12 protein-coding genes are annotated in these 14,514 nt (G+C 61.7%); 2 read left to right on the forward strand and 10 right to left on the reverse strand.

Annotated features, from left to right (window positions below; all coding sequences use genetic code 11):
* Positions 1-50 precede the first annotated feature (50 nt).
* From olsA to FZF13_RS01695, 9 genes are all read right to left on the reverse strand, one after another.
* Positions 51-845, reverse strand: a complete 795-nt coding sequence (gene olsA / locus FZF13_RS01655; RefSeq protein ID WP_024922282.1) for a lyso-ornithine lipid O-acyltransferase — start codon at positions 843-845, stop codon at positions 51-53.
* Between the two features lie 27 nt (positions 846-872).
* Positions 873-1,364, reverse strand: a complete 492-nt coding sequence (rimI, locus tag FZF13_RS01660) for a ribosomal protein S18-alanine N-acetyltransferase (protein ID WP_024922281.1) — start codon at positions 1,362-1,364, stop codon at positions 873-875.
* Positions 1,364-2,038, reverse strand: a complete 675-nt coding sequence (gene tsaB, locus FZF13_RS01665; RefSeq protein ID WP_024922280.1) for a tRNA (adenosine(37)-N6)-threonylcarbamoyltransferase complex dimerization subunit type 1 TsaB — start codon at positions 2,036-2,038, stop codon at positions 1,364-1,366. Before tsaB ends, rimI begins: the two co-directional genes overlap by 1 nt.
* Before the next feature lie 87 nt (positions 2,039-2,125).
* Positions 2,126-4,312, reverse strand: a complete 2,187-nt coding sequence (locus tag FZF13_RS01670; RefSeq protein WP_024922279.1) for a malate synthase G — start codon at positions 4,310-4,312, stop codon at positions 2,126-2,128.
* 125 nt (positions 4,313-4,437) lie between these two features.
* Entirely contained in the window at positions 4,438-6,492 is a 2,055-nt protein-coding gene (locus FZF13_RS01675; protein ID WP_024922278.1) for a hydantoinase/oxoprolinase family protein, read from the reverse strand.
* Between the two features lie 105 nt (positions 6,493-6,597).
* Positions 6,598-7,608: an acyltransferase family protein gene (locus FZF13_RS01680; protein ID WP_024922277.1), complete on the reverse strand. Its 1,011-nt coding sequence runs from the start codon at positions 7,606-7,608 to the stop codon at positions 6,598-6,600.
* Positions 7,609-7,785: 177 nt separating this feature from the next.
* Positions 7,786-8,598, reverse strand: a complete 813-nt coding sequence (locus tag FZF13_RS01685) for a hypothetical protein (RefSeq protein WP_139116502.1) — start codon at positions 8,596-8,598, stop codon at positions 7,786-7,788.
* Between the two features lie 10 nt (positions 8,599-8,608).
* Positions 8,609-9,547: a ParB/RepB/Spo0J family partition protein gene (locus FZF13_RS01690; RefSeq protein ID WP_024922276.1), complete on the reverse strand. Its 939-nt coding sequence runs from the start codon at positions 9,545-9,547 to the stop codon at positions 8,609-8,611.
* A gap of 8 nt (positions 9,548-9,555) precedes the next feature.
* Positions 9,556-10,365, reverse strand: coding sequence for a DNA adenine methylase (locus FZF13_RS01695; protein WP_161777438.1), 810 nt, complete (start codon positions 10,363-10,365; stop codon positions 9,556-9,558).
* A gap of 394 nt (positions 10,366-10,759) precedes the next feature.
* Between FZF13_RS01695 and FZF13_RS01700 the strand changes: the two genes are divergently transcribed.
* Positions 10,760-11,176: a hypothetical protein gene (locus FZF13_RS01700; RefSeq protein WP_024922275.1), complete on the forward strand. Its 417-nt coding sequence runs from the start codon at positions 10,760-10,762 to the stop codon at positions 11,174-11,176.
* A gap of 178 nt (positions 11,177-11,354) precedes the next feature.
* On the opposite strand, the gene lepA is transcribed toward FZF13_RS01700, so the two are convergent.
* Positions 11,355-13,163 (reverse strand): translation elongation factor 4, encoded by a 1,809-nt coding sequence (gene lepA / locus FZF13_RS01705; RefSeq protein WP_024922274.1) that lies wholly within the window; start codon positions 13,161-13,163, stop codon positions 11,355-11,357.
* Between the two features lie 149 nt (positions 13,164-13,312).
* Here lepA and FZF13_RS01710 point away from each other — a divergent pair, with 149 nt between their 5' ends.
* On the forward strand, positions 13,313-14,350 hold the full coding sequence (locus FZF13_RS01710; RefSeq protein ID WP_024922273.1) for a TadE/TadG family type IV pilus assembly protein: 1,038 nt from the start codon (positions 13,313-13,315) through the stop codon (positions 14,348-14,350).
* Positions 14,351-14,514: the final 164 nt, after the last annotated feature.

A 14,514-nucleotide genomic window follows, 5' to 3' on the forward strand; every position in this document is an offset into this window, starting at 1 on the left:
CGACCCTGCGCCCGCGTCCCTTCTCCCACAAGGGGAGAAGGGAAGATGCCCTATTTGACCGGCTCGCCGAGTGCTGCCTGCATCATCTCGCGCACACGGGCTTCCACCACCCGCGCCGTCTCCTTGCGGTTGGAGCGTTTGGAAAAGGCGATCGGTTCGCCGAAATGCACCTCGACGTCCAACCCACCCTCGGCAAGCAGCTGCTTGAGGTGCGGGCCGAGATCCTGGTCGCCGATCCACGACGCCACCGGGCGCCAGCGCCGACCGAGCGGCACGCCGTGGAGACGGGTGTAGGCGATCGCCACCGGCTGGATGAACACTTCTTCCGCCGCGCCTTCCGCGATGGCCATCGAGGCGGCACCGAACAGCGTGGTCTTGAACGGCAGCACCATGTTGCCGTCGCCGGTGGTACCTTCGGCGAACAGCACCATGGCATCGCCCTTGGCCAGCCGCGAAGCGATCTCGTTGGCTTGATCCCCCGAGCTGCGCTTGCGTTCGCGCTCGATGAAGACGGTGCGCTGCAGCTTCGACAGTTTGCCGATCGCCGGCCAGTTTTCCATGTCGGCGCGCGCGATGAACTTCACATCGACCAGCGAGCCGAGCACGAGGATGTCGGTCCAGGAGATGTGGTTGGAGGCGACCAGCAGCGGACGCTGATTGGACAGCGTGCCGTGGGTGTGCACCCTGATGCCGAGCGCGCGCGTCACGGCGCGGTGCCAGATCTTCAGGATGAAGGTTTCGGGCCACAATCGCGTCTTCATCGAAATGAGCTGCAGCGGCACCAGCACGACGGTCGCCGCAACGACACATCCAAAAGCCAGAACTGTCCTGATTTTTCCGATCATCCTGCCCCCGGGCGCTGCGTAACGGCGCTAGCGGAGATCGCGGCGCATGACAAGCGCGCCGGTCGGTCCATGCTCGGGCGAGCGATAATAATTCGGCCGCTTGCCGACTTCGCGGAAACCAAGCCGGCGGTAGAGCGCCAGCGCCGCGACATTGGTCTCATCGACTTCCAGGAACAGCGCCTCGGCGCGTTCGGCGTGCAGGTTGCGCAGCACCGCATCCATCAATTGCCAGCCGAGCCCTTGCCTGCGATGCGTTCGGGCAACCGCCACGGTCAGGATTTCGGCCTCGCCGGCGGCGAGCCGCGCCAGCACGAAGCCGACCGGCGGCTTGGCGCCCTGGCCGACTTCACGCGCCGTGAAGCCGAAGACGGTGTCCTGCGAAAGCAACGTCGCGAATTCGCCGTCGGTCCAGGGCCGCACGAAATCCTCGCGATGCAGGGCCGAGATGGCGGCGGCATCGGCGACCGACAAAGGTTCCAGCGCATAGTCGCGGCGCGAGGTGAGAAAAGGAATACGCATCAGCCCGCCCTCGGCAGCACAAAGCCGGCCTGCGGCTTAGCATCGGCATCGCGCAGATAGACGGGTTTTGGCTTGTCGCCCGGCCCCTTGCGGGCAGCCAGGCGCGCATAGGTGGCGATGTCGGCGGTGGCGGCAAGCGGGCCGAAATCGAAGGCGCCGCCAGCCGCCTCGGCGACCGTCCGAGCCGCGTTGCCGGCAAGCACCGGCTTGTTCTCGTTGGCGATTGCCGCCGCTTCGGCCAGCGTGGCGATGGCAGGACCATGAACGGCAGCCCCATCGGCGCCGAACAGGGCGGCATGGATTTCGCCGCGCCCACCATCGAGCACGGCCAGGACGGTGCGGTTCGGGAAGGCTGTGGCCACTTCCGCGGCGAGCGCCTCCAGCGTGGTGACGCCGATCGCCGGGATTTTCAGCGCCAGCGCCAACCCGCGCGCGGCCGAGACGCCGACGCGGATGCCGGTGAAAGACCCGGGCCCGACGGAGACGGCGATGGCACCGAGATCGGCATAGGTGACGCCAGCCTCGCCAAGTGCCTTGTCGATGACCGCCATCAAATGCTCGGCATGGCCCTTGCCGAGATCGAGAACATGCCGACCCAGCATCGTGTCGGTCGCCGCGTCGTAGACACAGGCGGCGCACAGGCTGGCGGAACAATCGATGGCGAGCAGTTTCATCCCAGCTTCGCCTAACCGATCGCCGCGCTGCCTACAAGCGGACTCGATGCTTAGCCGGGCACGGGCAGCGCGATGGCGCCATCTGGACTAAGCGCCAGCGCCGCCGTTCAGTTTCGCCTTGAGCTCGAGCCTGCGCTTGTGGAGGACCGGCTCGGTATAGCCGTTCGGTTGGTCGCGGCCCTTGAACACCAGGTCGCAGGCGGCGCGGAAGGCGATGGACTGGTCGAAGTCCGGCGCCATCGGGCGGTAGTTCGGGTCGCCGACATTCTGGGTGTCGACGATGACGGCCATGCGCTGCAGCGAATCCAGCACCTGGATGTGCGAGCAGATGTCGTGATGCAGCCAGTTGGCGATGTGCTGCGAGGAGATGCGCAGCGTGGCGCGGTCTTCCATCAGGCCGATATCGTTGATGTCGGGCACCTTGGAGCAGCCGACGCCCTGGTCGATCCAGCGCACGACATAACCCAGTATGCCTTGCGCGTTGTTGTCGATCTCGCGCTGGATTTCGTCCGGCGTCCAGTTCGGGCGCTTGATCACAGGCACGGTCAGGATGTCGTCGAGCTTGGCCTTCGGCCGGCTCTTCAGGCTTTCCTGCACGGCGTGCACGTCCACCTTGTGATAGTGCGTGGCATGCAGCGTGGCGGCCGTCGGCGACGGCACCCAGGCGGTGTTGGCACCGGCCCTGGGATGGGCGATCTTCTGTTCCAGCATCGCCGCCATCAGGTCGGGCATCGCCCACATGCCCTTGCCGATCTGGGCATGGCCGGCGAGGCCGCATTCCAGCCCGGTGTCGACGTTCCAGTTCTCATAGGCCGAGATCCAGGCCGCCTGCTTCATGTCGCCCTTGCGCAGCATGGCGCCGGCTTCCATCGAGGTGTGAATCTCGTCGCCGGTGCGGTCGAGGAAGCCGGTGTTGATGAACACAACCCGTTCTCTGGCAGCACGAATGCATTCCTTGAGGTTGACGGTGGTGCGCCGCTCCTCGTCCATGATGCCCATCTTGATCGTGTTGGGCTTCATGCCGATCAGCTTCTCGACGCGGCCGAAGATCTCGACGGCGAAGGCGACCTCCTCCGGTCCGTGCATCTTCGGCTTGACGACATAGACCGAACCCTCGCGCGAGTTGGCGCGGCGGCCGTTTTCGCCGACATCGTGCAGCGCGATCAGGCCGGTGATGGCCGCGTCCATGATGCCTTCGGGCACTTCCGAACCGTCGGACAACAGGATGGCCGGATTGGTCATCAGGTGGCCGACATTGCGCACCAGCATCAGCGAGCGGCACTTGAGCGGGAAGGTCGAGCCGTCGGGCGCGGTGTAATCGAGGTCGGGATTGAGCTTGCGGGTGAAGCTTTTGCCGCCCTTCACCACCTCCTCCTGGAGGTCGCCCCTCATCAGGCCGAGCCAATTGCGGTAGACGACGACCTTGTCCTCGGCATCGACGGCCGCGACCGAATCCTCGCAGTCCATGATGGTGGTGAGTGCCGATTCCAGCCAGACGTCGGAAATGTGGGCGGCGTCGGTCTTGCCGATGGTCGAACTGGGATCGATCAGGATCTCGATATGCAGGCCGTTGTTGGCGAGCAGGAACTGGCCGGGCGCGGCCGCCTCGCCGAGATAGCCGGCGAACTGGTCCGGCCGCTTGAGGCCGGTGGTGCGGCCACCGGCGAGCGACACGCGCAGCGCGCCTGCATTGACCGAAAAGGAGCGCGCATCCTGCCACAGTGCACCATCCAGCGGTGCAACCTCGTTCAGGAAATTGCGCGCCCAGGCGATCACCTTCTCGCCGCGCTTGGGGTTGTAGTGCTTGCTCTTTTCGGCGCCGTCGGTCTCGGGAATGGCGTCGGTGCCATAGAGCGCGTCATAGAGTGAACCCCAGCGGGCATTGGCGGCGTTCAGCGCGTAGCGCGCATTCATCACCGGCACCACCAGCTGCGGGCCGGCCACCACCGCGATCTCGGCATCGACATTGTCGGTGGAGACGCTGAAGGCAGGGCCTTCAGGCAATAGGTAGCCGATCTCTTTGAGAAAATCCTTGTAGACGGCGACATCGACCGGCGCGCCATTGTCGCGATACCAACGGTCGATCTTGTCCTGGAAATCGTCGCGTTTCTTCAGGAGCGCGCGGTTCGTCGGCGCGAGATCGTGCACCAGTTTGGAAAAGCCGGCCCAGAAGTCGGCGGCGTTCACGCCGGTGCCGGCAACAGCCTCGTTGGCGACGAAGTCATGGAGTTCGCGGGCGATCTGCAATCCGGCGATCTCGATCCGATCGGTCATCTACAGTCTCCAGAAATGCCGCCCCGGGAGAAGGGCGGGTAGGATGCGCGGCCTTTGGCACGCCAGCGCTGCCCGGTCAATTCGTCGTCAGTCGCAAAGCCGGTGTCGCGGGGGAGCAAACCCGGTTACGCAGCGATACGCGGCCGGCCGGCGGCCGTTGCCACGATATGCGCCTCGATGAACATGCGCTGGCCCTCGACGACGGAAGCGCGGATATCGTGCGCCACATCGATCTCGGCGGTGTCGGTGCCGGCCTCGTTGGCGCGGCTGGCGACCAGCTTCCTGACATCGGCCTCGGCCTTGGCGAGCGCATCCGCCTCATTGAGGAAGTCGCGCACGCCCTCGCCCGAGGAAACCCGGAACAGACCTTCCTTCGGCTGGCTGACGCGGGCTTCCGCCGTCACCCGCACCTGGCCGACTACCGCGCCCAACGCGTTGGCGACATCGGTGTCGACCGGCACCACGCATTCATTGCCGACCAGCGGAGCCAGCGCCGCGTAGTGCAACGGCGCCGAGGCGCCGAGGCCGATCACCGGCCGGTCGAGCGCCACGGTCAGCCGCGCGATGCCGGGATGGGCGTCGACCGCGCGCTGCACCAGCGCGTGTGCCACTGTGGCGGCGCCATCCAGCCCGTCCTCGGCGAAGGCGGTTTCCAGGATGACTTCAGCCGAAAATCGGGTGAGCGCCACCAGCACGCGTTCCGAAATCTCTTCCGGCGAGGCCGCTATGGGCTGGCCGCGCCCGTCCTTGCGGCGGGCGAAGAGTTCGGCGCCGAGCCGGGCGGCCTTGGCATCCCAGTTCGCCTGCTTGCCCAGAGTGTGCGCGGCATCCGACGGGGTGAAACCGCAGACATGCACCAGGCCGCGCGCCACCAGCCGGTTCAGCGTCGCGTTCTGCGCGTTGGAGGTCAGCAGCCGGTCGATCGGCAGCGGCACGGCGCCGATTGCCTCGTAGAGCTTGGCCTCCGGCGTGGTCAGCCCCGCCGCCAGCCGCTCCGGCACACCAGTGCGCACGGCGAAGCGTCCGTCCATGCGGCCGGGGTTCGGCGCGCGCAGCTGCCGTTCCAGCTCGGCGATCACCGCCTCGCCATGGGCAAGGCCGGCCAGCGCCAGCGGCACGACACGGCGCGGCCCAAGCAGGATCTTCGGCGACAGCCCGCCCTCTTCCAATGCCACTTCGGAATCGCCGCCGAGACCGAAGGTGCGCATGGCCACCGCCTCCACCATGGTGCGGAAGCCGCCGACGGTGGCGCCTTCCGGATCGAGCCGCGGCCGGCCCTTGTCGAGCACGGCAACGTCTGTAGTGGTGCCGCCGATGTCGGAGACGACCGCATCGTCCAGCCCGGTCATGTGGCGGGCGCCGACCAGCGAGGCGGCGGGGCCCGAAAGAATGGTCTCGATCGGCCGCTGGCGGGCGAAATCGGCCGAGACCAGCGCGCCGTCGCCACGCACCACCATCAGCGGTGCTGCGATGCCGCGCTCGGCCAGAAACCCTTCCGTCGCCGCCACCAGCCGGTCGATCATGGCGATCAGCCGCGCATTGAGCAGTGTCGTCAGCGCCCGGCGCGGCCCGCCAAGCTTGGACGACAATTCGTGGCTGGAGGTGACCGGCAGGCCGGTCTTTTCGCGGATCAGTTCGCGCGCGGCGAGCTCGTGGGCGGGGTTGCGCGTGGCGAAATAGGCGCAGACCGCAAAACCCGAGACGGAGCGGCCAAGCTCCGGCAGCGCCGCTTCCAGCTCGGAAAGGTCGAGGGCGGCGGCATTGCCGTGCACGTCATGACCGCCGGGGCAGAAGAACACCGGGTCGGTGCCGAGCGCGCTTTTGAGGCCGTCGCGCTCCAGATCGGCCTCGCCGAAGCCGATCATGATCAGCGCCACGCGCCCACCCTGCCCTTCCACCAGGGCGTTGGTGGCGAGCGTCGTCGACATCGAGACCAGCTTGATGGAGGCCGGATCGGCGCCGGTCTTTTCGAGCACCTGGCCGACCGCGCCCGAAATGCCGACGGCGAGATCGTGCCGGGTGGTCAGCGACTTCGCCTTGGCGACCACGGTGCCCTTGGACCCCGTCGAGCCCTCCGACCACAGAACCGCGTCCGTATAGGTGCCGCCGGTGTCGATGCCCAGGAACAGCGGGCCCGGGAACAGCGGGTTGTTGGATTGGGGTCGGGATCTGGCGTTCATGGTCTGCGTGGTCCGGCATGGGAAGCAACTTTGCCCAAGCCCTTAACGCAAGCCGCCGGCGAAGGGAAACCGCCAGCCCCGCCCTTTCACCGACCCAGCGCCGTCTCACCAATTGCGGTTCAGCCAGCGCCGCGCCGGGTTTTCGACGAGATAATAGCTGCCAAGCGCGCAGGCGAAGGTGAGGCCGAGCATCGGCAGCGCCGGACTGCCCTTGAAATAGACGAACTTGTAATAGGGCTGCTGCCACAGATAGAGCGAATAGGACCACAGGCCGAGCTGCGCCGCCGGGCGCCACGACAACAGGCCGGTCAGCCGCACGGGCGCGAAATCCAGCGTGTTGACCGCGATCGCCAGGAACAGGGTTCCGGCCATGTAGTGCAGCGGCATCGGCACCGCGTCGAGGAAGAACAGCGTGCCTAACAAAACCGCCACCGGCGCGATCGCCGGGTGCTGCATGGCGGCGCGCCAGCGCGGAAACGTCTTCAGCCAGCACAGAAGCGCCGAGACCAGGATCGAGGCGATGTGGGTGTCGGTGCGCCAGTAGCTGGCATCGAAACCGAGCTGGAACACCCAGTAGGACACCGCCCCGCTGACCATCGAAAGCACCGCAAGCGCGGCCAGCACGACGGCCAGCCGGCGCCGGGCGACCAGCACGCTGATCAGCGCCAGCGCCACATAGGCGTGCTCTTCCACGCAGAGCGACCAGATGTGGTCGAGCGCACCGGCGCGGTTGATGAGGATGCCGACATAATTATAGGTGAAGGTGAGCGCGGTGAGCGCCGCCTTCCATTTATAGGCGACGAAGGTGCCGGCGAAGAGCACCATGCCGGCCAGCACGAACACCAGCAACGCCGGGTAGATGCGCGAGAAACGCCGCTTGAAGAAAGCTTTTAGCGGATAATTCTCGATGAACAGGATCTCGGCCATCAGCCGGCCGGACAAAACGAAGAAGAACTCGACGCCGAGCAGAGCCAGATTGATGCCCGGCACCGGCAGGAAATGGCCGATGAGCACCAGCGCGATGGAAAGGCCGCGCCAGCCGTCGAGATAAAGAAGCCGGGCGCGCACGGCCTGGGCTGGCGCGGCTTCAAGCCGCGCGATGGTCGCCGTCGTCAAGATCAACTCCCTGACCAGACAGAACCCGGCGGGCGACCCAAGCCCATTCAGCCACCGGAAGGTGACCGAGCCTAACGGACGGCCTTTCGCATCGCAACAATTGATGTGCGCGTGCGAAGGGAAGGCGATGGCGGCGGAGGCGCCGCGGCACTATGCCCACCAATTTCACAGAATACACTAGCTGAATTTCTTCATACAGCTTATAATCGACACCGTATGAAGAGGAACTTTCTGTCGTAAAGTCTTCTCTGCTTTATATTTCTTATGAGCTACCTTAATTCGCTCCGAGTTAATCTTCGTTATAAGATCCGCAATAAATGAGTCTAAGTGATTTACAGGAGCTGCATTGCGAAGTGTATGTGCCAATTGCCCCAACGTCATCTTGAATACGGAAGCTCTGGTTGGATTCGCAGGCTTCCCTTTTTTTGAGTAGATAGTCAGTCGTGTCGACTGAATTGCTGCCCAGAGATAGGGGCGAACGCGATTTTCCAAGGCAATACATGCATCCTCGAACCCCTCGCGCCAGTTGCCTTTATCAAAATTCTCATAAGCCGGACCCAATTCCACTCTAAGCGGCTTAGAAAGCCCGGCAAGAACAGGCAAAGTTATCTGAAATGCGATGTCGCTCGCATCAAGAAGGTGGATTCTGGTATTATTTGCGAATGAAATTAAGCCTATTTTCCTCTTTGCCAACAGCGCCATCGTATTTTCAGAGACGGCTTTTGTTGTTACGAACATAAGCTGAGTGTCCGTCTCACAAGCATTGCAATAACATTTCCATTCATCAACACGGTCAGCATCAATTTCGGAAACGACCTCCACAACCACTCTTGTTGGCTTGCGTACCGCAACAAAAGCTGGTGTGAACGGAAACCCAAGTTCATTTGGTTCACGTCTAATTACATACCCCAGATCGGCAAAATGTTGTTCAGCGTCAGCAGCCGCCGCCAAAGACGATTCAGACAATGTCCTATATGAACCCGCCGCCATTAGGAGAATATCAGCTAATTAAAATTTCTATTTTCTTACCAAGAATAACCAAAGATTCTTTCAGAGGCCTAGACACCGGGTATCTCTTTAAAAGATGTTCCCCGATTTTTTCCGCTAAACGATCCGCAGCCAACTGAAGATCTCTGGACGCCTCTGATTCAGCCCCCACTTCACGGAAAGCATCATCCGTTGTATAAAAACGATCGACGATCAGTTTACGCAACACATTCTGCGCAGACGAAACAGATACGTCACCTCTTTCCACTGCCCTTGCAATTTTTGGCAGCTGACGTGGACCCACAGTGCTTCGTTCCACTTGCGACCTAAACTTGTCGATCAACGCACTAGAAAGCCTCTCCCCCTCCTCAACTGTGACTATGTCTCGTTTAACAATAGCTTCCACAGCTCGAGTTGATTCAAGCACATGATCCACCGTTAGAATTTGTTCGGATCGGGGTTTGTTCAATTCCTCCATGAGTTCGGATTGCAGGTCTTCCGGCAAGCCAAGGATACGGCGATATCTCCGCACCTCCCCCCTCGTAATGGAGGCTGCAGATGCCAAAGCGTCTTCTGTCGGCTTACTACTATACCGTCGCTCCAGCTCATTCTCTAGCTGCTGTAGTTTTTGTGCTGTGGGAAGAGGATCCCAGTCTCGTCTAGTTTTATGTATCGCGAACATCATCATGATGTTCTGGAGCTTGTCTGGCTTGGGTTGAACAATCGCCGGGACTTGAGACAACCCAAGCTTCGATGCGCAACGCCACCGCCTCTCACCGTCAAGGATGGTATAGTTTTTTCCATCCGCAAAGACAGTCAGAGGAACAAGTATGCCCTGCCTTTTAATACTGTCTTCCAGAGCCAGAAGCTCATCCTCACGGAATATTATTCTCGGATTCTCTTCATTAGGATGAATCTTATGCGGCTCAATTAGCGCAATATTTTCAGCCATTGATTTGCCTATGCAAAAAACGCAATTTCTTTAACCTCTCTCCGGAATTTTGAACTCGAAGCCAAGGTGGACTTCCGAACAATCTCCTTTGATTCAAATCCGGCATATAGGTTCCGCAACGCGTCGTGACTTGCATTTGTTATGAGAACACGAACACCTCGGTTTGCAAGCCTCTCACACATTGAAGCCAACCGAACCTGGTCATCCCAGCTAAATATCTTTTCATTGTATTCAATAAAACCATTGTTGCTATGCGTTGTAACATAGGGCGGATCCAAAAATACAAAATCATTTTTTTTTGCTATCTTCTCAACGGCACTGTAATCCGCACAAGCTAATTTGATCGACGAGCTAGACAGAGCGCATGAGCAGCCGAATAAATTCTCCTTTTCGAAGACCTTGGAATTTTTTGGTGCACCATATGGAACATTGAACTCCCCCTTTAGGTTCACCCTGTACAAGCCGTTCCAACAAGTTTTATTCAGATAAATAAACTCAGCCGCTCTCTTATATAGGCCGTTAGAACGTTTAGATCGAATCGAATAATAAACCTCTCGATCAACGCGCATGCGGCTCAAATGTCGCGAAACCAATTCTGGATTATCGCGAACAGCCAAGTAAGTATTAATTAAGTCTTTGTTCGCATCGGCCAAGTATGCGTCAGTCGGCGCCAGATGAAAAAAAAGGGAAGCCGACCCTAAAAAAGGTTCTATATACGTTCCAAATGATTTCGGAATAAGCCCCTCTAGGGCGGGAAGGAGTTTCCGTTTCGACCCAGCCCACTTCAAAAAGGGCTCGGGCTTTATGCCATTCTCCACGATCGTCCAACCCCTGAAGCAGTAGAGACGACCTGTAAACTAAATGAACCGCTTACTCCACCCTGACGGGCTATTGCTTGAAAGGTATCCCCAATTCCATTTCGAAAGCACAGCCACAAGCTAATGCGGCGGCGCCGTATTATTTGGGCGCGATGATAGCACCGTCTTCCCCACTGGGGGATGTGCTGGACCGAACAACCCAACCGCACCCGGCCTCTCGTAAACTCGGGGCGTTCGTCGCTTGAAAAGCCAAGCAATTGGCTTTTCATCCGCTGACGCGGACCGCGTCTCACCCCCTCATAGACAAACCCCAGCCCCTGCGTTCTACCATGCAGCCGCTGGCGCGCATCGCGTGAGTCGGGCGCGGGCGGCGGGTTCAATCTTGGGGAAGAGCATGCGCATTCGGTCGATGATCATGGGGGCGGCGGCACTGGTGGCGGTCGGGGCATTTTCTGCGCGCGCGCAGGCCGAAGGGTTTGAAAACATCGTCCTGTCGGCCAGCGAGGGCGCCGAGGAGACCCAGACGACATTTACGCCCGACACGGCGAAGATTTTCCTCTCCGCCGACATGACCGACGACGTGGCTTCGGGGTCAAAACTCACCGTGAGCTGGATCGCGGTCGATTCCGGCGGCGCGGCGCCGGCGAACTACAAGATCGACGAAGTCAGCTTCGAGATCGGCGCGCTGGAAAACCACGTCGATTCCGCCATGACCAAGCCGAACGCCGGCTGGCCGGTCGGCACCTATCAGGTGCAGATCTCCGTCGACGGCACGCTGAAGCAGACCGTGGATTTTTCCGTGAAGAAATAGTGGGGCGGGCGGTAGGCGCGCCTTGTTCCAAGAATGGAAAGTAAGGCGTCGCGGTCCGTCATCGACCGGTGCCCCAGGGTGGGACCCGCTGCCTCCGGCAGTTCCCACCCGGACTTGCACTCGCATCGATCCACCGGATCGATTTCCCTGCGACTGACCTGCGGTCAGACCGCCGTCGTCAGTTATCGCCCATCTTCAAGGCTTCGATGAACGCCGCCTGGGGGATGTCGACCTTGCCGAACTGGCGCATGCGCTTCTTGCCCTCTTTCTGCTTGTCGAGCAGCTTGCGCTTGCGGGTGACGTCGCCGCCGTAGCACTTGGCGGTCACGTCCTTGCGCAGGGCCGAGATGGTCTCGCGCGCGATCACCTTGCCGCCGATGGCCGCCTGGATCGGGATCTTGAACATGTGCTGCGGGATCAGGTCCTTCAGCTTCTCGCACATGGCGCGGCCGCGCTTTTCGGCCGCCGTACGGTGCACCAGCATGGAGAGCGCGTCGACCGGCTCCTCATTGACCAGGATCGACATCTTGACGAGGTCGCCCTCACGATAGTCGGTCAGGTGGTAGTCGAAGGAGGCGTAGCCCTTGGAGATCGACTTCAGCCGGTCGTAGAAATCGAACACCACTTCGTTCAGCGGCAGGTCGTAGACCAGCATGGCGCGCTTGCCGACATAAGACAGGTCGGCCTGGACGCCGCGCCGGTCCTGGCAGAGTTTCAGAATGCCGCCGAGATAGTCGTCGGGGGTGAGGATGGTGGCGCGGATCCACGGCTCCTCGATGGCCAGGATCTGCATGACGTCCGGCATGTCGGCCGGGTTGTGCAGTTCCTTGGTCGTGCCGTCGCGCAGATTGAGCCGGTAGACGACGCTCGGCGCGGTGGCGATGAGGTCGAGGTCGAACTCGCGCTCCAGCCGCTCCTGGATGATTTCGAGATGCAGCAGGCCGAGGAAGCCGCAGCGGAAGCCGAAGCCGAGCGCGGCTGAGGTTTCCATTTCATAAGAGAACGAGGCGTCGTTCAAACGCAGCTTGCCGACGGCGGCGCGCAGGTCCTCGAAATCGGCGGCGTCGACCGGGAACAGGCCGCAGAACACCACCGGCTGCGCCGGCTTGAAGCCCGGCAGCGCGGTCGTGGTCGGGCGCTTGTCCTCGGTGATGGTGTCGCCGACGCGGGTGTCGGCCACTTCCTTGATCGAGGCGGTGATGAAGCCGAATTCGCCAGGGCCGATCTCCTCGGCCTGCACCATCTTCGGCGTGAAGAAGCCGGTGCGCTCGACCGGATACTTCGCGCCGGTTCCCATCATACGGATGGTCTGGCCCTTCTTGAGTACGCCGTCGATGACGCGTACCAGAACGATGACGCCGAGATAGGCGTCGTACCAGCTATCGACCAGCATGGCCTTGAGCGGCTTCGAAGCATCGCCCTCGCGCGGCGGCGGCAATTGCTTGACGATCGCCTCCAGCACGTCGGGAATGCCGATGCCCGACTTGGCCGAGATCAGCACGGCCTGGCTGGCGTCGATGCCGATGACCTCCTCGACCTGCTCGCGGATACGCTCGGGCTCGGCGGCCGGCAGGTCGATCTTGTTCAGCACCACGACGATCTCGTGGTTGTTGTCGATGGCCTGGTAGACATTGGCCAGCGTCTGCGCCTCGACGCCCTGCGAGGCGTCGACGACCAAGAGCGAACCCTCGCAGGCGGCCAGCGACCGCGACACCTCGTAGGCGAAGTCGACATGGCCGGGCGTGTCGATGAGGTTCAGCACATAGTCCTGGCCGTCATTGGCCTTGTAGTTGAGACGGACGGTCTGCGCCTTGATGGTGATGCCGCGCTCGCGCTCGATGTCCATGTTGTCGAGCACCTGCTCCGTCATCTCGCGCGCCTCCAGCGCGCCAGTCGTCTGGATCAGGCGGTCGGCCAGCGTCGACTTGCCGTGGTCGATATGGGCGACGATGGAAAAATTGCGGATGTTGGAAATGGGCGTGCTCATGGCGCGGCCTTTATCAGGGGCCGGATGCGCGGGCAAGCGGCGGCGTTCCAAGGGAATCCGCACGACCGTTAAATCTTTACGGGTTCCGTTAGCGGGGAGTTTGAAGACTGCGTGCTATCTGCCGCCCAGATCGTCGCTGGGATATGTCCATGCTGAAGTCCTTCAAGCACTTCCTGAAATCCGAGAATGGCTCCTATACGCCGCTGTTCGCCATCTCCATGGTGCCGCTGTTTGCGGTGCTGGGCGTGTCGGCCGACTACACGTCGGGCGTGCAGACGCGCTCCAACATGCAGAACGCGCTGGACGCGGCAACGCTGGCCATAACCACGCTGCCCATCGACTCAACGCTGGCGCAAAGGCAGGACAAGCTGCAGGCCTTCTACGCGGCCAACGGCGCCGACGGCACCGCGACGCTCAACAGCTTCACGGTCGACAATATCGGCACCGCCAAGGTCGATACCTCGGCCAGCTACAGCATGCCGACCAACTTCATGCGCGTCGCCGCGATCAACAACGTCACCATCAACGTCAATTCGTCGGCAACCAAGCCGCCGGCGCTGGTGCAGGCAACCTTCAACGTCACCAAGGTGTCGGGCTGGTGGGACAAAACCGTGTCGCTGTTCGGCACGCCCTATGGCAGCACCAACCCTCCCCTGATGCTGATGAAGATCACCTATACCTACAACAAGGGCGGCGACCCGAAGGGTTACGGCACAACCACCATCTCGGTGCCGAACCTCAACGGCGTCTTCCAGGCGGTGCAGACGCAGACCTGCACGACCACCAGTACGACGAACAACCCTCCCGCCGGCGCCATCATCAACGGCAACAAGATGACGACCTGCTCGATCACGCTGGACACAACCGGCGGCAAGGGCGCGGCCATCGACGTCACCAAGATGGATACATTGTTCCTTCAGATGGACGTCCCCCAGGGCAATCCGACGAAGGTCAGAAGCGATGACCCGACGACGTCGAACCGGCTCTATATCGACGGTGTCGAAGTGGCCACCGGCACGAAAGTCAACATCTTCAACGCCGTGCCGTGCGGCCAGACCAGCCAGCAGGCCTGGGAGGACGGCGGCAGCCCGGTACCGGCGCCGATCGTCAACGCCGACTTCTTCTACTCCGTCACTGGCAAATGCGCCTTCTCGCAGCGCCCGTCCGGAACGACGCTGACACAATAGTTCCACCGGAACCTCCAGTTCCCTCTCGTCTGCTCAACCCGCCCGGACCCTGTCCTCGGCGGGTTCTTTTTTTGCCGCGCGACAGGGTGCTCGATCACGAAGCGGTGATCGGCGTAACGAAGTGCCGCGCCCCGGCGAAACCCCCGATGTGACCGGCCAGGACC

The organism is Mesorhizobium terrae, assembly GCF_008727715.1.
GTDB lineage: Bacteria > Pseudomonadota > Alphaproteobacteria > Rhizobiales > Rhizobiaceae > Mesorhizobium > Mesorhizobium terrae.

What these genes read in the sequence shown, in the direction of transcription:
- FZF13_RS01670 (WP_024922279.1), bottom strand. Translation starts at nt 4,312, where the DNA reads ATGACCGATCGGATCGAGATCGCCGGATTGCAGATCGCCCGCGAACTC.
- tsaB (WP_024922280.1), bottom strand. Translation starts at nt 2,038, where the DNA reads ATGAAACTGCTCGCCATCGATTGTTCCGCCAGCCTGTGCGCCGCCTGT.
- FZF13_RS01710 (WP_024922273.1), top strand. Translation starts at nt 13,313, where the DNA reads ATGCTGAAGTCCTTCAAGCACTTCCTGAAATCCGAGAATGGCTCCTAT.
- olsA (WP_024922282.1), bottom strand. Translation starts at nt 845, where the DNA reads ATGATCGGAAAAATCAGGACAGTTCTGGCTTTTGGATGTGTCGTTGCG.
- rimI (WP_024922281.1), bottom strand. Translation starts at nt 1,364, where the DNA reads ATGCGTATTCCTTTTCTCACCTCGCGCCGCGACTATGCGCTGGAACCT.
- FZF13_RS01675 (WP_024922278.1), bottom strand. Translation starts at nt 6,492, where the DNA reads ATGAACGCCAGATCCCGACCCCAATCCAACAACCCGCTGTTCCCGGGC.
- FZF13_RS01685 (WP_139116502.1), bottom strand. Translation starts at nt 8,598, where the DNA reads ATGGCGGCGGGTTCATATAGGACATTGTCTGAATCGTCTTTGGCGGCG.
- FZF13_RS01700 (WP_024922275.1), top strand. Translation starts at nt 10,760, where the DNA reads ATGCGCATTCGGTCGATGATCATGGGGGCGGCGGCACTGGTGGCGGTC.
- FZF13_RS01690 (WP_024922276.1), bottom strand. Translation starts at nt 9,547, where the DNA reads ATGGCTGAAAATATTGCGCTAATTGAGCCGCATAAGATTCATCCTAAT.
- lepA (WP_024922274.1), bottom strand. Translation starts at nt 13,163, where the DNA reads ATGAGCACGCCCATTTCCAACATCCGCAATTTTTCCATCGTCGCCCAT.